The organism is Streptomyces sp. Ac-502 (genome assembly GCF_045222935.1).
In the GTDB taxonomy this organism is placed as follows: Bacteria; Actinomycetota; Actinomycetes; order Streptomycetales; family Streptomycetaceae; genus Streptomyces; species Streptomyces monomycini.
The window spans coordinates 45820-65077 of the sequence record NZ_JBHFFO010000011.1; the positions used below are offsets into that span (position 1 = coordinate 45820).

Annotated in this window: 28 protein-coding genes; 23 read left to right on the forward strand and 5 right to left on the reverse strand. The window is 69.8% G+C overall.

Going from position 1 to position 19258, the window contains the following annotated elements:
- The first annotated feature begins 39 nt into the window (after positions 1-39).
- From ACEXOX_RS46640 to ACEXOX_RS46695, 12 genes are all read left to right on the forward strand, one after another.
- The gene (locus ACEXOX_RS46640) at positions 40-891 is read left to right on the forward strand and encodes a ParA family protein (protein WP_406526774.1); all 852 of its coding nucleotides are present in this window, start codon (positions 40-42) and stop codon (positions 889-891) included.
- Between the two features lie 464 nt (positions 892-1355).
- Positions 1356-1655 (forward strand): hypothetical protein, encoded by a 300-nt coding sequence (locus ACEXOX_RS46645; RefSeq protein ID WP_406526775.1) that lies wholly within the window; start codon positions 1356-1358, stop codon positions 1653-1655.
- Positions 1656-1826: 171 nt separating this feature from the next.
- The gene (locus ACEXOX_RS46650; RefSeq protein ID WP_406526776.1) at positions 1827-3836 is read left to right on the forward strand and encodes an FtsK/SpoIIIE domain-containing protein; all 2010 of its coding nucleotides are present in this window, start codon (positions 1827-1829) and stop codon (positions 3834-3836) included.
- Between the two features lie 74 nt (positions 3837-3910).
- Complete coding sequence (locus tag ACEXOX_RS46655; protein ID WP_406526777.1) at positions 3911-4393, forward strand: hypothetical protein; 483 nt, start codon at positions 3911-3913, stop codon at positions 4391-4393.
- Between the two features lie 43 nt (positions 4394-4436).
- Positions 4437-4688 carry a hypothetical protein gene (locus tag ACEXOX_RS46660; protein WP_406526778.1) on the forward strand — a complete coding sequence of 84 codons (252 nt, stop codon included), beginning with the start codon at positions 4437-4439 and terminating at the stop codon, positions 4686-4688.
- A gap of 245 nt (positions 4689-4933) precedes the next feature.
- A complete protein-coding gene (locus ACEXOX_RS46665) occupies positions 4934-5302 on the forward strand; it encodes a hypothetical protein (protein ID WP_406526779.1) in 369 nt (122 codons plus the stop codon).
- Complete coding sequence (locus ACEXOX_RS46670) at positions 5295-5771, forward strand: hypothetical protein (protein WP_406526780.1); 477 nt, start codon at positions 5295-5297, stop codon at positions 5769-5771. The genes ACEXOX_RS46665 and ACEXOX_RS46670 overlap by 8 nt, the downstream gene beginning before the upstream one ends.
- A 582-nt stretch (positions 5772-6353) precedes the next feature.
- Positions 6354-6869 (forward strand): hypothetical protein, encoded by a 516-nt coding sequence (locus tag ACEXOX_RS46675; RefSeq protein WP_406526781.1) that lies wholly within the window; start codon positions 6354-6356, stop codon positions 6867-6869.
- Positions 6870-6911: 42 nt separating this feature from the next.
- Positions 6912-7517 (forward strand): hypothetical protein, encoded by a 606-nt coding sequence (locus tag ACEXOX_RS46680; protein ID WP_406526782.1) that lies wholly within the window; start codon positions 6912-6914, stop codon positions 7515-7517.
- 62 nt (positions 7518-7579) lie between these two features.
- Positions 7580-8038 (forward strand): helix-turn-helix domain-containing protein, encoded by a 459-nt coding sequence (locus tag ACEXOX_RS46685; protein ID WP_406526783.1) that lies wholly within the window; start codon positions 7580-7582, stop codon positions 8036-8038.
- Between the two features lie 50 nt (positions 8039-8088).
- On the forward strand, positions 8089-10638 hold the full coding sequence (locus ACEXOX_RS46690) for a Helicase associated domain protein (RefSeq protein ID WP_406526919.1): 2550 nt from the start codon (positions 8089-8091) through the stop codon (positions 10636-10638).
- Positions 10592-10963 (forward strand): hypothetical protein, encoded by a 372-nt coding sequence (locus ACEXOX_RS46695; RefSeq protein WP_406526920.1) that lies wholly within the window; start codon positions 10592-10594, stop codon positions 10961-10963. Before ACEXOX_RS46690 ends, ACEXOX_RS46695 begins: the two co-directional genes overlap by 47 nt.
- Here the strand turns inward: ACEXOX_RS46695 and ACEXOX_RS46700 are convergent.
- Together ACEXOX_RS46700 and ACEXOX_RS46705 are read right to left on the reverse strand one after the other, a co-directional pair.
- The gene (locus ACEXOX_RS46700) at positions 10904-11359 is read right to left on the reverse strand and encodes a DUF397 domain-containing protein (protein WP_406526921.1); all 456 of its coding nucleotides are present in this window, start codon (positions 11357-11359) and stop codon (positions 10904-10906) included. The genes ACEXOX_RS46695 and ACEXOX_RS46700 overlap by 60 nt on opposite strands.
- Positions 11356-12216: a helix-turn-helix domain-containing protein gene (locus tag ACEXOX_RS46705; protein WP_406526922.1), complete on the reverse strand. Its 861-nt coding sequence runs from the start codon at positions 12214-12216 to the stop codon at positions 11356-11358. The genes ACEXOX_RS46700 and ACEXOX_RS46705 overlap by 4 nt, the downstream gene beginning before the upstream one ends.
- A gap of 259 nt (positions 12217-12475) precedes the next feature.
- Between ACEXOX_RS46705 and ACEXOX_RS46710 the strand changes: the two genes are divergently transcribed.
- From ACEXOX_RS46710 to ACEXOX_RS46740, 7 genes are all read left to right on the forward strand, one after another.
- Positions 12476-12682: a hypothetical protein gene (locus ACEXOX_RS46710; RefSeq protein ID WP_406526923.1), complete on the forward strand. Its 207-nt coding sequence runs from the start codon at positions 12476-12478 to the stop codon at positions 12680-12682.
- Positions 12679-13131, forward strand: a complete 453-nt coding sequence (locus ACEXOX_RS46715; RefSeq protein ID WP_406526924.1) for a hypothetical protein — start codon at positions 12679-12681, stop codon at positions 13129-13131. Before ACEXOX_RS46710 ends, ACEXOX_RS46715 begins: the two co-directional genes overlap by 4 nt.
- Entirely contained in the window at positions 13128-13595 is a 468-nt protein-coding gene (locus ACEXOX_RS46720; RefSeq protein WP_406526925.1) for an ATP-binding protein, read from the forward strand. The genes ACEXOX_RS46715 and ACEXOX_RS46720 overlap by 4 nt, the downstream gene beginning before the upstream one ends.
- A gap of 376 nt (positions 13596-13971) precedes the next feature.
- Positions 13972-14178 carry a hypothetical protein gene (locus ACEXOX_RS46725; protein ID WP_406527054.1) on the forward strand — a complete coding sequence of 69 codons (207 nt, stop codon included), beginning with the start codon at positions 13972-13974 and terminating at the stop codon, positions 14176-14178.
- Positions 14175-14318 (forward strand): hypothetical protein, encoded by a 144-nt coding sequence (locus ACEXOX_RS46730; RefSeq protein ID WP_406527055.1) that lies wholly within the window; start codon positions 14175-14177, stop codon positions 14316-14318. Before ACEXOX_RS46725 ends, ACEXOX_RS46730 begins: the two co-directional genes overlap by 4 nt.
- Complete coding sequence (locus ACEXOX_RS46735; RefSeq protein ID WP_406527056.1) at positions 14315-14647, forward strand: hypothetical protein; 333 nt, start codon at positions 14315-14317, stop codon at positions 14645-14647. The genes ACEXOX_RS46730 and ACEXOX_RS46735 overlap by 4 nt, the downstream gene beginning before the upstream one ends.
- A 12-nt stretch (positions 14648-14659) precedes the next feature.
- The gene (locus tag ACEXOX_RS46740; protein ID WP_406527057.1) at positions 14660-15019 is read left to right on the forward strand and encodes a hypothetical protein; all 360 of its coding nucleotides are present in this window, start codon (positions 14660-14662) and stop codon (positions 15017-15019) included.
- Between the two features lie 23 nt (positions 15020-15042).
- Here ACEXOX_RS46740 and ACEXOX_RS46745 read toward each other — a convergent pair whose 3' ends face one another.
- Positions 15043-15789, reverse strand: a complete 747-nt coding sequence (locus tag ACEXOX_RS46745) for a hypothetical protein (RefSeq protein ID WP_406527058.1) — start codon at positions 15787-15789, stop codon at positions 15043-15045.
- A gap of 286 nt (positions 15790-16075) precedes the next feature.
- Between ACEXOX_RS46745 and ACEXOX_RS46750 the strand changes: the two genes are divergently transcribed.
- From ACEXOX_RS46750 to ACEXOX_RS46765, 4 genes are all read left to right on the forward strand, one after another.
- Complete coding sequence (locus tag ACEXOX_RS46750) at positions 16076-16255, forward strand: hypothetical protein (protein ID WP_406527059.1); 180 nt, start codon at positions 16076-16078, stop codon at positions 16253-16255.
- Positions 16256-16407: 152 nt separating this feature from the next.
- The gene (locus ACEXOX_RS46755; protein WP_406527060.1) at positions 16408-16761 is read left to right on the forward strand and encodes a hypothetical protein; all 354 of its coding nucleotides are present in this window, start codon (positions 16408-16410) and stop codon (positions 16759-16761) included.
- 253 nt (positions 16762-17014) lie between these two features.
- Positions 17015-17371, forward strand: coding sequence for a hypothetical protein (locus tag ACEXOX_RS46760; protein ID WP_406527061.1), 357 nt, complete (start codon positions 17015-17017; stop codon positions 17369-17371).
- 178 nt (positions 17372-17549) lie between these two features.
- Entirely contained in the window at positions 17550-17825 is a 276-nt protein-coding gene (locus ACEXOX_RS46765) for a hypothetical protein (protein ID WP_406527062.1), read from the forward strand.
- Between the two features lie 373 nt (positions 17826-18198).
- Here the strand turns inward: ACEXOX_RS46765 and ACEXOX_RS46770 are convergent, their stop codons facing one another.
- Together ACEXOX_RS46770 and ACEXOX_RS46775 are read right to left on the reverse strand one after the other, a co-directional pair.
- Positions 18199-18708: a hypothetical protein gene (locus ACEXOX_RS46770; protein WP_406527063.1), complete on the reverse strand. Its 510-nt coding sequence runs from the start codon at positions 18706-18708 to the stop codon at positions 18199-18201.
- Positions 18705-19258 (reverse strand): DUF2637 domain-containing protein (locus tag ACEXOX_RS46775; protein ID WP_406527064.1); only part of this gene is annotated, 554 nt, incomplete at its 5' end. The genes ACEXOX_RS46775 and ACEXOX_RS46770, both read right to left, overlap by 4 nt.

The window sequence follows — 19258 nt, forward strand, 5'->3', positions numbered from 1 at the left end:
CGGTCTCTGCAGGTCAGCTAGCGAGCCCTACCATGTCCCATGGGTTTTACCGACGGGGGCCGACAACGAGGGAGATTGCGGGCAAATGGGATGTGGATAGGAGTAGGCAAAGGCAAGGGCGGCAGCGGCTGCACCACCACCGCGCTGGAGCTGGCCTACGCGGCCACCCAGCGGCATAACGGCCCACGGCGGCGCCGGGTGGCGGTCATCGGACTGGACCCCCAGGGCGACGCCACCGCCGTACTGGAACCGGCCTCCCGCCGGGTCGGGATCAAGGACGCGCTGCAGGCCCACGGACCCGGCGCACGGGAGCCGCTGCCGCTCGCCGACGTCCTGGTGCCCACCGCGTGGGAGGGCGTCCTGGTCGCACCGGCGGACCGTTTCCTGGCCAATCGCGAGGTGGATATCACCACCGCGGGAATCGGCACGCTGCGCCGTGCCCGGATTGATGGAGAGCTGGATGGCCTCGTGGACGACGTCATTATCGACCTGCCGCGGGACCTGGGAAAGCTGTCCGCAACAGGGCTCCTCGGAATGGAGCACCTGTTCATCACGGCGAGGGCCACCGTATGGAGCGCACAAGGCGCGGAAGAAATGCGCTACACAGCCCAGCGGATCGCAGAAAAGGGAAATCCGGAGCTGACAATCGCCGGGGTTATCGTCACCGGTTTCGAAGAAACAGAAGACTCCCGCAGAGTCCTCGGTGAAATAAGAAACAGATTCGGCAGCAAAGTACTGGAACCACCAGTTCCGCGGAGCCCGCGGGTTCCCGAAGCGCTCGAAAGCTATCACACGCCGTGCCGTGAATTCGGAGGGGACGACTTGAAAGAAGTCGGCGACATCTACCAGCACATCTACGATTCACTGCCGAGGCAGGAGAGCGCGTCATGATGGCGGGCAAAGAAAGCACGGGGGAGCCAGATATGCCGACGGGCACGAAATACCGCCGACAGCCTGCGGGCATTACCCCCAGGACGGAGCCGGACCCGGTCGATGTCGTCTTGGGCGACACGGCCGGGCGACACGCGACAGCGGCACCGGACGCGACGGGCGACACGTCGGCGACACCGGACACCCCGGCGACAGACGACACGACGGCCGACAGGCGACAGCGACAGCCGACAGCCGGCACGGCGACAAGCGACACCGCCCCGGGCGACACAGCGACAAGGCGACACGACGACAGGCGACAGGCGACAGGCGACACGGCGGCCGCAGACGCCACCCCGGCGACAGGCGACGCGTCGGCGACAGACGACACAGGAAACACGGGCGCCGTTGCCGCCGGCGTCGGCGACACGGCGGCCGACGGCGACCTCGCCGGCGGTGATGCGCCGGAGGAGGACCTGGAGGCGATGCGGCAGTTCTCCTACACCCTGGCGCCGAGTCTCGTGGAGCGGATGAAGGCCGCGATCAAGCACACCGCCCACCGGCCGGACGGCTCCCCGAACCAGAGCGCGCTGGTGCGCGCCGTGATCTTGCGGGAGGTCAAGCGGCTGGAGGCCCGCTACAACCACGGCCGCCCCTTCCCCCGGGTCGAGGGCCGGCTGACGAGCGGGCCCGACTCCTCCGCGGCGGTCCGCGGCGCCCGCCTGCGGGCGCACAACCGCAAGACGAGGGGGAAGCCCACCGGCCCCGGCCCCGAAGGGCAGTGACGGGGCGTGACGGAAAAATTCGCCCGAGATGGGCGGAAGCGGAGGGGGACGCTGAGTCCTCAGATCCTCCTTCGTGCGGTTCAGTCTCAGCGTACACCCCGCTGTCAAGCCCAGTGAGGGGGCGCGCTGGAGCGCGCCATCACACGAGGTCACACCCGGAGGTCAGCCAGCATGACAGCACCACCCAGCCCCACCGACACCGCAGCGGACCGCTCGCCGGTCCCCTCCGTCCTGATGGCCGCCGTCGGCCTCGGCCTGGTCGGGTGGGCGGCCACCAGCCTGACCGGCCACACCGAGCTGCGTGCACCACTGCTCGGCGCCGTGGTCCTGGTCGCGGTCCTCGGCAGCCTCGGCGGCCTGTGGCACCACCGCCGCACCCAGCTCCAGCGGGACCTGGCCGCCGCCCTCGCCCCCGTGATGAAGACCGACCGAGCCGGGGCCCGGAAGATGGTCAAGATCACCGCGCGCAACGCGGGGCTCCCGGAGAAGATCAGGATCACCTACCCGGCGACCTTCCCCGACAGCGACGACAAGGCCCGCAAGGCGGTGCGACAGATCATCGCCACCCGGATGGGCGCCGACATCGAGGCGACATGGGAGACCCGGCGCCGTCGCCTGCTGTGTCGGGTCGAGGCGACAGCGACAGCCGGCGTCATCGTCGAGAGCGACACCCCCGTGTCGCCGGTCGGCCAGGACGACACCCAGCACCAGGCCCGGCTGCGCGAGCGCACGACAAGCGTCGTCCGCTCGATCATGGGCGCCGCCGCCGATGTCGCCGACCTCGCCTTCGACGGCGACACGCCGACACGCATCGAAGTCAAATATCCGACAACGTCGCGCGACCTGTCGGCGAATTTCCGGCACCGCGTCACGCTTTCCATGGACAGCAAATTGCCCGGGGACTGGCGCGATAACTGGGACCTGGAAAACGACCGAGTCACGTTCACGCTGCGGCCACCGTTCCCCACGAACGTCCGCTACCCGCTGCTGCACAAGTTCCGGCCGAACGAGCTGCCTTTCGCCATCGCGGAAGATCACTCGATCCAGTCCTGGAAGCTGGGCAGCAAAAACCCTCACGCCTTGGTGATCGGCCCCACGGGCAGCGGTAAAACCGTCCTCATCCGCAACCTCGTCGTCGCGGCCCGCGTGCTCGGCATTCCGGTGATCCTGTGCGACCCGAAGATGACCGAATACCTGGACTTCGAAGACCTGGAGGGCGTGACCGTACTGACAGACCCGGAGCACATCGCCAAGGCCATCGAGCGCACGCACGACGAAATGATGTACCGCTACACCGCCATCAAGCAACGCAAGGCAAAGAAGGGCGAGTTCCCGCGCCTCCTTTTCATCCTGGATGAGTTCTACATCGCCAAGGAAGCATTCGCGGAAATGTGGGCGGAAGAAAAGGCGCTGAACAAGGACCTCAAGGGCAGGGACCACCCCTGCCTGGCGAAGTGGCGGCGGATGGCGGTCCTGGCCCGTACCGCCGGCATCCACCTGGTGCAGGGCATCCAAAGGCCCGACGCAGAGTTCCTGTCCGGCCTGGCCCGCGACAGCTTCCGGTTCCGCATCAGCCTGGACCGGACCACGCCGGAAGCCGCGCGCATGATGTGGGGCGACGCGCACACCGGCACCGACCTGCCCAACATCCAGGGCCGAGGCATCGCGACCGGCCCCGACGGGCCGATGCAGGTTCAGGTGCTGCGCCTGCTCACACCAGAAGACGACGATGCGTTCGACACCGAGGACGCTGCCATCTGGAACCAGCTCGTAGCCCGTATGAACACCCAGGCCGCGCAGCACGCCAACGACCCGTTGGCCTTCCTCGGTCACCTCAACACGGCCGAATTGGGCTGGACGGCGGAGCAGCGGCAGATGGCGGCCCCGGCACCCATCGCGGCCGCGGCTGACGACGAGGGCCAGGAGCCGGCCGAGGCCCCGGCCCTGCCGGAGGCCGCCGAAGAGGAAGTGGGCGTCTATGAGCTGGAGGTGGACCAGACGGTGCTGATCGAGGGTGAGGCCGTCCGCATCACCGACCTCCACTTCGGCGAGGACGAAGACGAGTACGGCGCGGGTGAGGAGTGGATCGAGATCACCTACGAGACGGCCGACGGCGACGACGGCGAGCAGCGCCTGGGCGTCGATGACGTCCTGGTGCGCAAGGTGCCCGTACACGCCTGACCGGCACTACGTGGCTGGCCCGACCATAAGCCGCGCGTGTGGCCGGGCCAGCCAGTGTCTCAGAGGAGGAACCCGTGTTACCGACACTTATAACTGCTGCCCTGGCCATCACGGGCACCCTGCTCGGGGCGATCGTCAGCGGCCGGTTTCAGGAGCGCGCTGCGGAACGCGCGGCGCACATCACGCACAGTGAAGCGGTCCGCCGTGACCGGCTGGAGGCAGTTACGGCGCTGGCTTGCGCGGTCAGCGACCACCGCCGGGCCATGTGGATGCGCGGCGACGCGATCCTCGAAGAGCTTCCGGCTGCGAGGAAGCAAACGCTGCTAGACGAAAGCCACATGACCCGGAGCGCGGTCACCCGCCCGTTGGTCGCGGTGCGCGTCCTCATTGAGGACCAGGCTGTGCGTGCTGCCGCTGAACGAATGATCACGCTGACGTATGCGATGCATGACTCGTGGTCCAGCAGGCAGGCGTTGACCGACGCTCGCGAGGGCGCGAAGGTCGCGCATGACGATTTTTTGGACGTTGCCGCCCGCTACCTCGGCAGCGCGGCGTAGCCTGCGTGGCGCGGTCGACGGCGGCCCGCCGGCCACCGCTGCGGTGCTGTCCCACAACGCCCCGCCGAAGCCGGGCGGGTTCCGTCTGCGCGGGGTGACGGTGGTGCCCGCGGACCGGCTGGTGCCGTGGCTTCTCGCCAACGTCGGCGCCCCGGACCCGGTGCGGGCCCAGCGGGTGCTGGAGCCGTCCGGGCGGGCGCTGCGCCGGTATGTGAAGTGGGCGGAAGCGGCTGCCCGGCTGTGCGGCGCGGCGTACGGTGAGAGTCGGCCGGCGGGTTTCGGAGGCCCCGGGTAACAGCTGGGGTCTCCGCACTTGGGACCGGCTGGCAGACCCGATGCAGAGAACGCACCAGGTCTGCCGCCTTCGAAACGTTGACGCCTCCGACTTCACCGGGGGCGTCAACTTCGTTGTGGGCAGCGGTGGTAGACCGTTCGGGCACCCATTTCGGGATTACCCCTTGCGGCTTCCATATTTGGAAGCTACCTTGGTGTTGTGAGGTCAGGGGATTAGCCCCAGACCCCGCCGGAAGGAACCGGTCGATGAACACCACCGCTGCCGCACTCGAAGCCCACGTCACCGTCGCCACCGTCCGCACCTGGTGCCGTCTCGGAGCCGTCGCCGCCGTCAAGACCGCCGGCCGCTGGGTCATCGACGCCGCCTCCCTCGCCCACCGCATCGCCCTCGGCGCCCTCAAGCGCCCCGCCCGCAAGACCGCCGCGGTCGTGGGCAGGGGACACTGGTGGCAACGCGCCTCGTCGCGCTCGGCTACACCACCCCCGGCTACGCTGCAGCGCAGCGCCACGCGGCCAGCTGGAAGGCCGGGGCCGAAGACGAACGCCGCACCGCCGCCCACCGCACCACCGAGAAAGATCACACCTCCGAGACGGGGAGTCCTGCCCGATGGCTAGGCAAGAGCGTGACTTTCAGGCCGCCGGCCTGCTACCGCAGGACGGCGACGAGCTGCTTTTGCGGGATCTCCCTCAAGCGCAGTTCGACGAGATCGTGGCACGCGATATCCGTGAGGGGACCACTCGTGAGGAGGCCCTGTCCCTGCGCCACCGGAAGAACCTTCGCCGCTGGGAGCTGGCTCTCACCGAGATACTCGTGAGTCTGGAAGGTCAGTTGTCGCAACGCAAGGAGGACGACTCGGCGGAGGCGCGGCAGTGGCGCAAGAAGGCGCGCGTGTTTCAGGAGAAGGTGCTCAAGCGCCGTCGGGAAGCGCGGGACCGTATCGCCCGTCCGCGTCCGAGTCCGCGTCGGCCGCTGCGCGACGCGGCAAGAGAGGAAGCCATCCAGCAGCTGATCGCTGCTCATGCGGAGGAGTACCGGCAGCTCTTCTATGAAGCGCTGCAGAGGCTGGAACAGGACCAGCAGTGACGCGCCGTTCCGGCGGTGCGGCCGGGAGCGCTGCACTCCTTCGTCTGGAGTGAAGTGTCGGCGGACCGGCTGGTGCCGTGGCTTCTCGCCAACGTCGGCGCCCCGGACCTGGTGCGGGCCCAGCGGGTGCTGGAGCGGTCCGGGGGAGTGCTGCGCCGGTCGCGTCTGTGTGCGAGGTCGTCAGCGTGGGCTGATGCGCTTGGTGGTTCACCTCGCGTCCCATCGGGCGCGTCAGCCGTTTTGTCCGGCCGTGGTGAAGTGGGCGGAAGCGGCTGCCCGGCTGTGCGGCGCGGCGTACGGTGAGAGTCGGCCGGCGGGTTTCGGAGGCCCCGGGTAACAGCTGGGGTCTCCGCACTTGGGACCGGCTGGCAGACCCGATGCAGAGAACGCACCAGGTCTGCCGCCTTCGAAACGTTGACGCCTCCGACTTCACCGGGGGCGTCAACTTCGTTGTGGGCAGCGGTGGTAGACCGTTCGGGCACCCATTTCGGGATTACCCCTTGCGGCTTCCATATTTGGAAGCTACCTTGGTGTTGTGAGGTCAGGGGATTAGCCCCAGACCCCGCCGGAAGGAACCGGTCGATGAACACCACCGCTGCCGCACTCGAAGCCCGCGTCACCGTCGCCACCGTCCGCACCTGGTGCCGTCTCGGAGCCGTCGCCGCCGTCAAGCAGGCCGGCCGCTGGGTCATCGACGCCGCCTCCCTGGCCCACCGCATCGCCCTCGGCGCCCTCAAGCGCCCCGCCCGCAAGACCGCCGCGGTCGTGTACTCGGTCGAGACGATGACCGCGATCGGCGGCAGGCGCTGGCAGCGCGGCGACAAGGACCGCGTCTACCTCAACGACTGGGCCGCCTTCGCCGGGCTGGAGACCAGCCACTACAACACCGGCAACATCTCCTCCGCCTCCTGGCAGGGCGAGCACATCTCCAACTCCCAGGCGTACAAGCTCGCTGGCTGCATCGACAAGGTCTGGTTCGACACCGCCGACGGCAAGCTGCACGGCCGCTACGGCTTCTCCGAGTCGCGCGTCGCCTCCCGTGAAGAGGTCTGGGCCGCCGTCGTCTCCGGCATCCGCGCCGCCATCGCCGCCCTCTGACACCGACACCGCCACGTCCGCTCCGTCCCGAAGGGGGACAGCATGACCACCACCACGACCCGCGTCATCGAGTGCACCAGCCCCGACGAGCTGTACCGCCAGTACTCCGGCCAGAGCGAACCCCAGCCCTGCTACATCGAACTGGACCTGCGCGAGGGCGTTCTGCTCGCCAGCTACAACGCCGAGATCGGCAACGCCGTGCCGTTCAGCGTCCACTACGGCTTCGAGCGCCGCTACGGTATTCCCCTGCTGCACGCCGAGGCCGCCAACCAGGCGATGCGCGACATCAGGCCGCTGGCCGACCGGATCCTCGCCGACTGGGAACAGGTCTGGGACGGCAACAACCTGGTCGCCCGCCTCGGGGAGGATGCCCGGGCCGCCGAGGAGGAGCTGGAAGGGCTGCTGGAGGACCGCTTCGTGGAATCGGACCAGGTGACGGTCTGGGACGTGGACGGCGCCACCAACAGGTGCGAGGCCGACGAGTACGGCATCACCGCCGAGACGACCGACGACCGCCTGATGGAGATCGAGGAGCTGATCCGCCAGGACCTGGCCAGCGTCAGCGACAGCAGCGTGGTCGTGCTGGAAGGGGTGGACGACTACCTGCGGCAGCTGCGCGACGGCCTCAGCGAGGAAGACGACGACTGATCCCTCGTTTTCATCCTGCGCCGCCCCGGCGACAGCCGGGGCGGCATCACCTTGGAGAACCGATGACTGAATACACCGATCCGCCGGGGATGCCCGAGGACGAGCGGATGACCGACGCCGAGTTCCGCGTCGTGCGCGAGTACCTGGGGCTGACCCCCGAGTGGCTGTCCGGCCACCTGGGGGTGTCCGCGCGCACGGTCCGGCACTGGGAGGCCGGCAAGTACCAGATCCCGGACGGGGTGCGCCTGGAGATGGAGGACCTGGAGCAGCGCACCGGCGAGTTCGTCGCCGGGGCCGCGGAGAAACTGCAGGACCTGCCGGAACCGGGCTTGTTCACCTACCGTACGGATGCCGAGTACTGGGCGGCGCACCCCGAGCTGGACCCGCTGTTCCCCGCCTCCTGGCACCGCGCGGTCGTCGCCCGTATCGCCCTGCGGGTGCCGGGCCTGGCCATCGCGTACGCGGATACCGAGGACCGTCTCCGCGGCCGCACGGCGGCCGCGGAGACGGCTGGCCGGTGAGCCGCGTGCCTTCCTGCGCTGCCCATGGCCCGAGCCCTCAGCAAGAGTTCGTGCGCGACTCCAAGATGCTGCGCCCCTACCAGCAGGAAGCGGTCGAGGCGATCGTCGCGGGCCGAGCGGCCCGCGGCCAGTTACACGCGGCCTGCGGCTCCGGAAAGACGCTGATGTCGGTGCGGGCCGCGGCCCGACTGGTCCCCGATACGGGCCTCCTCGTGGTCTTCACCCCGTCGCTGGCCCTGGTGGCCCAGACCATCACCGAGTGGCGTGCCGCGTCCCGGGTGGATGCGGTGCTGGCTGTGTGCAGCGACGACACCGTCACCGACGCCCCCGCGCACCTGGCGGACATCCCGGCCCAGGTGTCCACCGACCCGGCCGGGATCACTAAGTGGCTTCTCGGGGGCGCTGGCCGGCGCCTGGTGGTGGCCACCTACGCCTCCGGGCACCGGCTGGCCCAGGCGCTGCGCGACGCGCACGTCACAGCGGACCTGGCCGTGCACGACGAGGCCCATCACCTGGCGGGCCGCGCCGACTACGTCACCCGCCGCATCCTGGACGACGCGTTCCTGCCCGCGCGCAGGCGGCTGTTCATGACCGCGACGCCCCGCATCGACGACCTGCGCGCACAGACCGGCGACGGGCTGACGATGTCGGACACCGGCGTCTTCGGCCCGGTGCTGTTCAGCTATCCGTGGGCCCGCGCCATCAGCGAGGGCCACCTGGACGACTACCGGGTGGTCATCGCCGGGATCGGCGAGAGCGAACTGCTGGAACTGCTGACCGATGACGAACACCGGCACGTCCAGGAGCCCGGTGCCCCCGACGCCCGGGTGCTGGCCGCGCAGGCGGTGCTGGGCAAGGCCGCCCGCCAGTACGGCCTGCGCCGCGTCCTGGCGTTCTGCCACCGGCTGGACGCCGCCGCCGAGTTCTCCCGCACCCTGCCCGCCACCCTGGCCCGGCTGCCCGCCGGCCAGCGGCCCGCCGGAGCGGTCCACAGCGAGCGCATCACCGGCGAGCACACCCACGCCCAGCGCGAGCGGATCCTGGACACGCTGCGCGAACCGCCCGACGCCTGGACCGTGCTGACGAACGTGCGCTGCCTGTCGGAGGGCGTGGACGTGCCGGCCGTCGATGCGGTGCTGTTCACCCACCCCAAGCGCTCGCAGGTCGACATCGTCCAGGCCGTCGGCCGGGCGCTGCGCCGCTCGGGCCCGGCCGCGACCGCCACGGTCATCGTGCCGATCGTCGTGCCGGACTCGGGCGAGCCCGTCGGCGACCTGGATCCGGGCGAGTACCGCGTCCTGTGGCAGGTGCTGCGGGCCCTGCGCGCCCACGACGAGAGCCTGGGCATCGAGCTGGACACCCAGCGCTCCAAGGGCCACGAGACGAACCCGCAGCTGCCCTCGCGCATCACCGTGCAGATGCCGCCCGGCACCAGTGACGACATCCTGGCGAAGATCACCGCGCTGACCGTACGGCAGACCACCTCCGCCTGGTGGACCGGCTTCGGGCACGCCCGCGCCTTCCACACCGCCAACAACCACCTGCGCATCCCCTCGGCTCACCTGACCGAGGACGGCTTCCGCCTGGGACAGTGGATCCAAAACGCCCGCCATCACCGGCGCAAGGGCTGGCTGCGCCCGGACCGGGTCGAAGCCCTCGACAAGATCGGCATGGTCTGGGACACCACGGAACTGCCGTGGGCGCGGTTCCTGGAAGAGCTGCGCGCCTTCAAGGCCGCGTTCGGGCACACGCTGGTACCCCAGAGCTACCTCTCGCCCGGCGGCTACCGGCTCGGCCAGAAGGTCAACAGCACCCGCAGCCGCTCGCAGCGCATCCCGGAGTTCGTCCGCACGCAACTCGACGGCCTGGGCATGGTCTGGGATGCCCGCGACGCCCGCTGGCAGGAGCTGTACACCGCGTGCCAGGACTACCGCGGCGAACACGGCCACCTGAACGTGCCCGTCTCCTACGTCACCGGCGACGGCTACCCCCTGGGCATGCGCCTGAAGGCGGTGCGCCGGCAGGCATCCGCCGGGCGGCTGGACCCGGCCGAGCGCGTCTCGCTGGAGGAACTGGGCCTGTCCTTCACCGCGGGCCCGGACCGGACCTGGAACGAGTTCCTGGCAGCCTGCGACCGCTACGTCGCCCAGCACGGCAGCCTGGCCACCGTGGAGAAGGACTACACCGACGACACCGGCTACCGTCTGGGCTCGCGCATCTCCTACTACCGCAACCTGCACCACGGCACCCGCGACGGCGCCGGCCCCGTCCCGGCCGAGCGCCGCGCCGCGCTGGACGCGCGCGGCATGGTCTGGCGCATCGCGCCCCTGCGCGACCTGCGCCCCGACGAGCACCACCGGCTCGCCGGCCTGTCCGGCGCCCGGCTGGGCGCCGCCGTCCTGGAACTGGTCGAGGAGGGCGTCACCCAGTCCAGCATCGGCGTGGCGCTTGGCTACAGCCACACCTACCTGTGCACCAAGGTCAAGCACTACCGTGCCACCGGCACCTGGCCGGCCCGCGGCAACCGCACTGTCCCCACCCTCAGGAGGACCGATGAAGGACAAGGCGGCCGCCAAGAAGACTCAGCGAAGCGCACGTGACCGGCAGCCCGCCGGCGAGAGCCTTGCCGACGTCGTGGCCTACCTGCTGACGCTGACGCAGCCCCGCACAGCCGATACCGGGCAGGCACCCGGCAAGCTGGCCGCGTGGCGCACCGTGCCGGGCTTCACCGAAATGGACGCGGACGGCCGTGTGGACGTGCGGCACGTGGACCGCTGCGCCGGGCCGGGAAGTTGCGTGAACGCCTGCCCCGGCCGGTACGGCACGCCTAGGCTGAAACAGCGGCTGGCGAACCTGGTGACCAGTTCACACCAGGTTCGCCAGCCGCTTTGCGGCATCGAGGCAGAGTGGGGAAGAGCCGGATGAGATGCGCCGCGCCCAGCTCCGCCGGGCCATCCGTACACCCTCGCACGCGACACTGACAACGCCCCTCTCGAACTGGAGAGGGGCGCGCTGCGGGGCCGGTCTCGAATCGGCGTAGTGGCAGTCAGCTACGGGTGTACGAGCTGGGGGACATGTATCAGGCGGGAAGGGTGAATTCGCCCTTGGCTGCCCCGTCGATGAAGCATTCCCACACGAGGGGGTCACGACGAACGGCGGGTTGTCCGGGTCTTCGTTGTCGCGCAGGGCCACGCGTCCGTCGTCCAGGTAGGCGACCTCCAGGCAGCCGCCGTTCGCGCTGGAGGCCGTGCTCTTGAACCACCGTGCGTTGTCGAGGGCGAGGTCGGCGGCGGGTGTGCGGCCGCCGGTCGGGCTGGTCATGGTCCGATCTCCTTCGCAGCGCGCTCGATGAGCGCGCGTGAGTTTCTGCGGTCGAGGGCCGCGGCCGTCAGCAGGTCGAATGTCTTGGTGAAGCGGCGGGCGTCACGTTCTTTTTCCAGGTAGAGGTTCCCGGCCGCGCTGTCCACGTAGACCACTGTGGGGTCGTCGGCGAAGTGCAGGAGCGTGAAAGCACCGGCCAGTCCGGCGTTGTCCTCTTGTGACAGAGGCACCACCTGGACGGTCACGTTCGGCAGCTCCACCATGTCGTGAAGATGCCTCAGCTGATCTCGCATGACGTCCGGGCCACCGATGGGGCGGCGCAGTACGTTCTCGTCCAGGATCGCCCACAGCTCCAGGGGGCTGGTGCTGCGGTGCAGCAGCCGCTGGCGCCCTTCGCGGAGGTGCAGCAGGTCTTCGACGTCGTCCGGCCGGTGGGACCGAGGCGAGTTGAGCACGGCCCGGCTGTACTCCGGCCGTTGCAGCAGACCGGGCACGAGCAGTGGTTCCCAGGCGCGTTCGGTGGTGGCGTCGGTCTCCAGACCGATGAAAACTTCGAGGTCTGGCGGCAGTGACCAGGCTTCCCACCAGCCGGGTTTCTGGCTGCGGCTGAGCATCGTCAGCAGGCGTTGCACGGTGCGTTCGTCGGTGACGCCGTACAGGGCGCACAGGCGGTTGACGTCGTCCTCGCGGACGGCGAACGTGCCCCGCGCGCGTTCAATCTTGCTGATGCGCGTGGGGTCGCAGCCCAGCGCGGCGGCCGCGTCCTTGAGATCTTTGCCGGCGGCCGTCCGCAGTGACCGCAGTTCTTTGCCCAGTGAGCGGCGATGCACCGTAGGACTGCTCGGTTCTGTGTCCATCCCCGCCCTTGACCTCCGTCGCCCGCGCTGACGTGGCGCACTTGCTGAGTTCCAGTCTGCCGTATCCCCCGGACGCGCTGCACCCATCAGCTCTGATCCCTTCCCTGGCGTCGAAAACGCAGGCGAGCAAGTGTTCAGCACTTGCTGAGCACTTGCGGAGCACTTGACGAAGGGCCACTCTAGAACTCTTCAAACACGTTGTGTAGCGACTCGATCGCATATTGTTGATCTTGAGTTGCGCGGTGAACAGGAGCGCTTCATGAGGCACCCGCCGGTACGTGAGTACGACCTGCTCAGCGGCATTCCGGACCTCAACCGCCTGCAGGGCAACGCCTGCATCGACTGCGGCACCCCGCGCGGCGCCGCGCAGCTGGTCCGAAACGGATCGGCACGCATCGTCTCCGGCGACACCCACAGCGACTGGGACGTCTTCCGCTGCAAGAACGGCTGCGGGAGGCACCGGTGACTCGACGTCATACGGCCGGGACGCTGTGGCTGGCGGCCGCCCACCCCAGCCCCACCGCGGCCTGGAACCAGTGGGCCACCACGCCCACCCGGTTCGCGGTGCTGCCCGCCGGGGCCCGGTGGGACGCAATCCGGATCGGCTGCAGCCTGGCCGTCAAGGCGCTGGACGAACTGGACGCCATCGAACGCGCCGGCGCTCCCGTGCTGTGGGGACTGCGCGAGGGCAGCGCCCGTGCCTACGTCCTCGTACCGCCCGGCACCGCCAGGGCATGGCACGAGCCGCCCACCCGGGCCATCGGCGCCGGCGGATGGGTGGCCATGCCCCGCCCCGGGACCGACCAGCCCGACCCCGGCTTCAGGTGGGAACCGGCACCGGACGGCTCCGGCCGCCTGGCCGACCCCGAGACGCTGCGCTCCGCCCTGCGCCGCGTGCGCGAGGGGGAGCGGTGAGCGTCCACCCCGCCCGGCCCGAGCTGGCCGCCGTCCCGCCGCAGGGCATCGTCCCCCCGGAGCAGCCGCGCCGACGTGAGAAATGGGTCTTCCGCCGGTCCGACCCCGCGCCGGCCGAACTCGCATACGTGAAGGTCTCGGTGATGCTGCGGTGGGGCTGGGGTCTGCCCGGCGCCGTCGCGGACACCGCCGGGAAGGCGGCCAGCGAGCTGGCGGACAACGCGATGCGTCACACGTTCAGTCACAAGATCGCGGCGGCCGTCTCGGTGAGCGGCGGCCGCGTCACCGTCGCGGTCCTGGACCGGGGCCCTTCCCGGCTGTTCCCCCCGCCCGAGGAGTTCGGCCGCGGGCTGCGCTACGTCGACCAGCACGCCGAGACCTGGGGGCACGGCCTCCTGTGCGGCGGCACGCTGGTACGCGCCGCCTTCCGCATCGGCCCGGCCGCGCCCGCGGAGGGACCGTGACGGGGGCCCGCGATCCGTACACCAGCGCCGACCGGATCTTGCTGGTGGCGGTCAAAGACGGTCTGGCCCGGCTGCTGCGGCGCGAGACTCACCCCGGGGAGGAGCTGGACCTCACTCCCGCTGAGCAGTGGGCGCGCACGTATGCGGCACACTTCACCCCCGGCCGCCCCCGTCGGCTTCGCACGACTCCTAGCCCCCGCGCCGCCATCGTGTTCCCCACGCCGGCGGCGCGGGCTGGCGGCCCGGCAGCCCAGTCCCCGCGACCGGACCGCTCTCAGCCGCAGGCCCGCCCGGGTGGGCCTGCGGTTCCCGGCCCCGGACGGTTGCGAGCCGTCCGGGGCCGCACCACGTACAACACCCCGACCACGGAGGAGACATGCCCACCACACCCGCCGTTGACCGCACTGACCGCACCCGGCTGATCTTCTACGCCGCGTGCTTCATCACCCAGGCGAGGAGCCAGCTCGACAAGAACCCGCCCCCCGCGATCCGCACCCAGTTGCTGGCCGCTCTGGAGCGGGCCCGCGCGATCATCGAGGCCACGTGCCCCGAGGCCGCCGCTCTCCTGCGGAGGTCACAGTGATCGCCCACGTGCACCGGGCCAAGGGCGCCCGCGCCATCGGAGCCAGCCGCGTTGGCGACGTCGGCCCGTTCGGTCCGTACCCAGACCCGGACCAGGTCGAGGAGGACGACGACCAGGCCGCCGAGGAGCCGCCCCAGTGAGGGCTGCAGGGCAGCAGGGCGGGCGCTGGCCCGCCCTGCCCGACTGGATGCGGCAGTGCCTGGAATGCTGCCGCCACTACGGCGTCTACAGGGTCGCGGCCGGCACCACGCACCTGGCGCAGGTGTCCCAACGCCATACCCGGGTCAGCACTCACATCGTCGCGGAACACCCCGAACAGGTCCCCGACTACGTTCCCGGCTGCCGCAGGTGCGACCAGCACCGCGCCACCGCGACGCCCTACCGCATCGCCCCGAAGACGGCCCTGGCCGACGCGTTGCATCGCGCCGGGCACATGTACGCACCGCCCGACCTGACCCGCCTCTTCTGACAGGAGCCCGACATGAGCGCCCGACTGCTACGCGGCCTCCCCGACGGCCGGACCTGCCCCACCTGTACGCGGCTGGAGGCAGCGGCCCGTGACCCGCGTACCGAACACCCCCAGTGCGATCTGTACGGGCTGCTCGACCACCGCCTGGACGACCACCACGACACCCCCCAGCCCCTCCCCGGATGCTCCGAGTGCCGATTTTGGACGGCGACCGGCCGCGAGGCGCCGCGCATCAGGGAGGACCTGCGCCAGCGATGGGCCGCCAAGCACTTCCTGTGCCACGCCCTGGGCATCGCGGCCTACATCGGCCTTGGGTACCGCTACATCGACACCATGCCCCCCGGCGCCCGCCGCGTCCCCCACGGACACTGACCCGCCGCTGCAGCGGCGACAGATCAGGAAGCCCCTGCGGAGCCTGCCAGGGTGGTGTAGTCGACCAGTGGCACGCGTGCGGCCAGGAGTTGCCCGCTGCGGGCCGCACGTTCCAGCAGGCGCTGTTGGGCGGCGGTGTCGGGACTGGTGGGGTCGAGGCCGGCGGGGCCGACGTAGAGGGCGACCGTTCCGCCGGCGAGTGCGGTCCTGCTCCAGCCGGGTGGCAGGTGGACGGGGCCGGCGTAGAGCACTTCGCCGCGGCCGCCGGCGACGGACAGCAGGCCGGTGTCCGTCGCCGGTTCGTCCAGGACGGCGGTCCACTGGTCGGCCGGCGGCGGAATGCTGCTCGCGTCGCTGACAAGACCGAAGCCGGACTCCTGCAGATACGGAGACATGACCGAGATCAGTTCAGTGGTGGCGTCCTGGCTGACGAAGGTGGGGCACAGCTGCTCGGCGGCCAGCACCGGCAGGCGGTGACCGTCGGCGGGTGGGGGAAGGACCGTCATCTGGAAGTCGTCGGAGGTGGGGTTCTCCGGGGCTTCGCGCACGAGGGTGGTCACCTGGGAGGCGCCGCACTTCGGGTGCACGAAGAAGACCCGAAGCGTCTCCGGGTCGCGGGGGTCGGGGGTGACCACGACGTTCACTGTCTTGGTCGAGATCCATTTCGTGCACGTCGCGCACTGGGCCCTTTGGCCTTCCTTGCGGGCCTGCGCCACGCCGTACGGGCCGAGTAGCTCCTGGACGGCGGCGGACATGTGGACAGTGGCCATCACGGCCTCCTGGCGGTAGTGGAGCACGCCCGATGGCGCGGCCGGTTGTCTCCAGTGTTGTCCGGTGCGGTAGGTCCGGTGGCGGATTCTCCGAATGGGTGGCGGCTGCGGGCCGCACCTGTTCCATCAGGACCTGGTTGTGCTGGTGACTTTGGAGAAGGGGGCGCGTTGGGCAGGTATGACGACGGGAACGGCAGAGGGGCCGGCGGCTGAGGGGGTGGCCGGGGCGCGGCGGATTGTGAGCGTGCGCTGTCGGGTCTGTGCGGGTATGGGACGTGCGGTGACCATGGCAGATCCGATCGCACCGATCATGGATGAGGCGGCGGACCACGTCGGCACCGCCCACCCCGGTGCCGGGGCGCTTCTGACGGTGGTGGACATCGTCGCGTCGTACGTCATGATCGAGGTGGTCAACGGCCCGGAGTGGATCACGGATCTGAACCAGCGGTTGCTCCGCGCATTCTGAGTCTGGGCGCCGATGTCAGAACCTACGATGCGGAGGGCATAGCCCTGCCCTGGTCACGTCGAGTGGTTCTGCCACAGGCGCTTTCAGAAATCCGTAAGTACGCACCCGACGGTGCTGCTTGACTGGCGCTTCCGTCAGAGTTGAGGAGTGCCATGCCGTCGTTGCCCGATCCTGCCCACGTCGTGCGCCAGGCCCGTGATTCGATCGAGGAGCTGAACCGCCTGCTCCTGGATGAGGGCATGAACCTGTCTGCGCCGGTTCTCGCCGATGCGGTGCAGGCGCTGAAAAGCCTTGTCGAGCGGCTGCCGCAGGCTCTCGACCTGAGCGCGCGCGTGCTGGAGATCTTGGCCGCCCGCGACGCAATTGCGATGGACAACGGGAAGACCCCACAGACCGAGGCCACGGCCGCGGCCACCGAGCTGCGCAAGGTCAGTACCGACGCTGAGCAGTTGGCGAGGGGCTTGTCGGGCCCGGCTTCGAAGATGTCCCACATGGGCGTCCGGTAGGTGAGGTGCGTGCCCGAAAACGTGCGGAATATCTGGCGGAGGGAACGGTTCTTTATGGTTGAACGAAAGGACCAGGAACCGTGACAACGCCTCCGCCAGTCTCCGCCGACCCCCTCGTCTACCCAAAGAGTGAGGAGGGAAAATGCCGCACTTGTTTCACGCCTACCCATCGTTACGGAGTGGGTGGGAATCCCCTGTGTCCGGCCTGCAAACGAGCTGCTGAGGAGCGCGCGGGGAAGAAGTCGGTTGCGCAGTGAGCGGGCGGTTCGAGGAGCCGGAGCAGGCGCCGCCTTGGCGGCCGGAGGAAGGGCCGCAGCCGCAGGTGTGGTGCTTTCCCGCCGGAGACCGCCCGGCGCTGTACGTCAGCCTCCGTCGCGACGGCCGCGAAGAGGTGCGGTATGCGCCGGTGACGGCTCGACATGACTACCCGGATGGCCGGGTGGCCTGCCACGTCGAAATCAAGATCGATGACGGCACCGTGCACCGTGCGTACTGGTGGCCGCAGCCGAGCCTGCGCGTCGCGCACCGCAGCGCGTCCGCGCCGGCCGACCGTGAGCCGATCCCGAGGGCGGGGCGGCCCGGGGGCAGAATCGATGCCGCCGACGCGTGAGAAGGTGCCCCTTCATCTGCGAAGGGGCACCTTCGTACAGCAGGGGCACGCCTCACCTGGCCGTGGCGTCCACCGTGGTTTCTACGGGGTCTCCGTAGCCCATGGCCGGACGACCGAGTGAGGAGCAGTGAAGTCCCAACGTCGTTGGGGCTGTTGGCCCGGCGCGGGAGGCGCCGGGGTGCCGTCGGCGCTGTTCCCGTATGCCGTGCTGGCCCGTTGTGGCTATCCGCTGACCGGTGCTGCGCTCACCCTGGCGTTGCTCGGCGGTCTGGGCCTGGCCGTAGTGCGAGGTGCCACCGCCCTGCTGCGCCTGGCGGCCGCGCCAACCGGGGCCGTGCTGGGGAGCGTCGTCTTGCTCCTGTTGCTGCCGGCTGCGGTTGCTGCGGTGGGGGGCCTGGCTGTGCTGCCGGTGAGTTGGTGGCTGGACCGGGCGCGCGGGGCGAGAGGGCGGTGAGTAGGCCGGGGCTGGCCGTACAGGTCAGGCTGTACGGCCCGTATGCGAACCTCGGCCGGTGGGTGGTCGGCGTCCGGTGATCGGCAGGGCAGGGGCGCCGTACTCAGGGGTGGGTGCCGACGTCGGGCGCACCGCGTCGAAGCGGCCGTGGTCGCCAGTCTCGAAAAGGGGCTCGGCCGGGTGCTGGCTTTCGCTGGTGACCTTGTCGGGGAGTTCAGGCAGTGAATTGTTCGCCATGCGGCCACTTTGGCAGGTGATCTTGCAGGTTTCCATCTCCGGTCAAGCATGTTGGCGGGGAAAGCAGCCGGAGTGTGAAAGGCGGTAGGCCCGGCACTTGGTGTGCCGGGCCTACCGCCTTTACAGGCGTGCTGGCCTACTTGAGGATGAGATCCTGGGGCACGATCCCTTCCTCTACCATTTTCTTCAGGTATCGCTGGGCGCTGCGGGTGCCTACGGGTACTCGGTCGTCCTCGGCGAGTTGCGCGCCGTTGAACGGCCTTTGCTGCCGGACGAATTCCATGACAACCTCCACGGCCTTTTGGTAGTTGTCCTGCCGGGCCTGAGCGGATTCAGCTTCCCGGCGCTCCTGGCGCTCCGCACTGGTCTCGATGGAGGGAGCCGGGGCGGGGAGTACGGATCCGGTGAGGGTGGGCTGTACGGCGTGCTGGGGGGTGTCGCCGAGGGGTTCGGGCTCGGTGGTGGTGCCGGTGGGCAGGGCGGTCTGCTCGTCGTGGTTCTGCAGCTCGCGCTGCTCGGTGCGCTGCTCCGGGAGAGCAGCCGGCGGTTCTGCGGGGGCCGGGGCGGGCTCTTCGTTGCGGCTGATGGCGATCCGCGGGGCTGGGGCGGTGCTGGGCAGGTGGCCCTGCTCCTTGTAGTGGGTCACGGCTTCCGGGGTGAGTTCACCCAGCCGCAATTCGACCTTGAGGTCAAGGGGGCGTGGAAGCGCCAGCGGCGGCCGTTGTAGTGGCGGCGGAGGGCGGCGATCGTCCGCAGGCGCTGCGCGCGGAGCTGTAGGCCGCGGTCGTAGCTCCTGACGTTCCACAGCCGCATGTGGCGCTGGAGGTGGAGGGTAGCCAGGGGTTCGTAGATCCACCGGGAGACGGGGATGGGGTCGTGGCGCCTGCCGCTGGTGACGTTGAGGCGTACGCGGTAGACGTGGGCGACGATCTCGGTGAAAGCCACCCAGAGGGTGGGCAGGGCGGCGTGGGCTACCTGGGCGGTGGTGTTGGTGGTCGAGGTGACGTTCAGGTAGATGGTGACGCCGGTCAGGATGTAGGGGAACCAGCGGACCCAGGCCAGTTCCATGTCCATCCGGACCAGGACCAGGTAGGCCAGCCCGAAGACGGGGATGGCGATGTCGGTTGCGAGCGGTACGAGTTCGGGGTGTTCGACGCCGGCCCGCGCCATGTGCGCCGTGACGTTGCCGAAGCTCA

Coding starts and splice junctions, on each gene's coding strand:
- ACEXOX_RS46745 (WP_406527058.1), bottom strand. CDS start 15,789: ATGGCCACTGTCCACATGTCCGCCGCCGTCCAGGAGCTACTCGGCCCG.
- ACEXOX_RS46695 (WP_406526920.1), top strand. CDS start 10,592: ATGAAGGACAAGGCGGCCGCCAAGAAGACTCAGCGAAGCGCACGTGAC.
- ACEXOX_RS46670 (WP_406526780.1), top strand. CDS start 5,295: ATGGCTAGGCAAGAGCGTGACTTTCAGGCCGCCGGCCTGCTACCGCAG.
- ACEXOX_RS46740 (WP_406527057.1), top strand. CDS start 14,660: ATGAGCGCCCGACTGCTACGCGGCCTCCCCGACGGCCGGACCTGCCCC.
- ACEXOX_RS46685 (WP_406526783.1), top strand. CDS start 7,580: ATGACTGAATACACCGATCCGCCGGGGATGCCCGAGGACGAGCGGATG.
- ACEXOX_RS46645 (WP_406526775.1), top strand. CDS start 1,356: ATGCGGCAGTTCTCCTACACCCTGGCGCCGAGTCTCGTGGAGCGGATG.
- ACEXOX_RS46650 (WP_406526776.1), top strand. CDS start 1,827: ATGACAGCACCACCCAGCCCCACCGACACCGCAGCGGACCGCTCGCCG.
- ACEXOX_RS46675 (WP_406526781.1), top strand. CDS start 6,354: ATGAACACCACCGCTGCCGCACTCGAAGCCCGCGTCACCGTCGCCACC.
- ACEXOX_RS46680 (WP_406526782.1), top strand. CDS start 6,912: ATGACCACCACCACGACCCGCGTCATCGAGTGCACCAGCCCCGACGAG.
- ACEXOX_RS46640 (WP_406526774.1), top strand. CDS start 40: ATGGGTTTTACCGACGGGGGCCGACAACGAGGGAGATTGCGGGCAAAT.
- ACEXOX_RS46665 (WP_406526779.1), top strand. CDS start 4,934: ATGAACACCACCGCTGCCGCACTCGAAGCCCACGTCACCGTCGCCACC.
- ACEXOX_RS46750 (WP_406527059.1), top strand. CDS start 16,076: ATGGCAGATCCGATCGCACCGATCATGGATGAGGCGGCGGACCACGTC.
- ACEXOX_RS46755 (WP_406527060.1), top strand. CDS start 16,408: ATGCCGTCGTTGCCCGATCCTGCCCACGTCGTGCGCCAGGCCCGTGAT.
- ACEXOX_RS46700 (WP_406526921.1), bottom strand. CDS start 11,359: ATGACCAGCCCGACCGGCGGCCGCACACCCGCCGCCGACCTCGCCCTC.
- ACEXOX_RS46710 (WP_406526923.1), top strand. CDS start 12,476: ATGAGGCACCCGCCGGTACGTGAGTACGACCTGCTCAGCGGCATTCCG.
- ACEXOX_RS46725 (WP_406527054.1), top strand. CDS start 13,972: ATGCCCACCACACCCGCCGTTGACCGCACTGACCGCACCCGGCTGATC.
- ACEXOX_RS46705 (WP_406526922.1), bottom strand. CDS start 12,216: ATGGACACAGAACCGAGCAGTCCTACGGTGCATCGCCGCTCACTGGGC.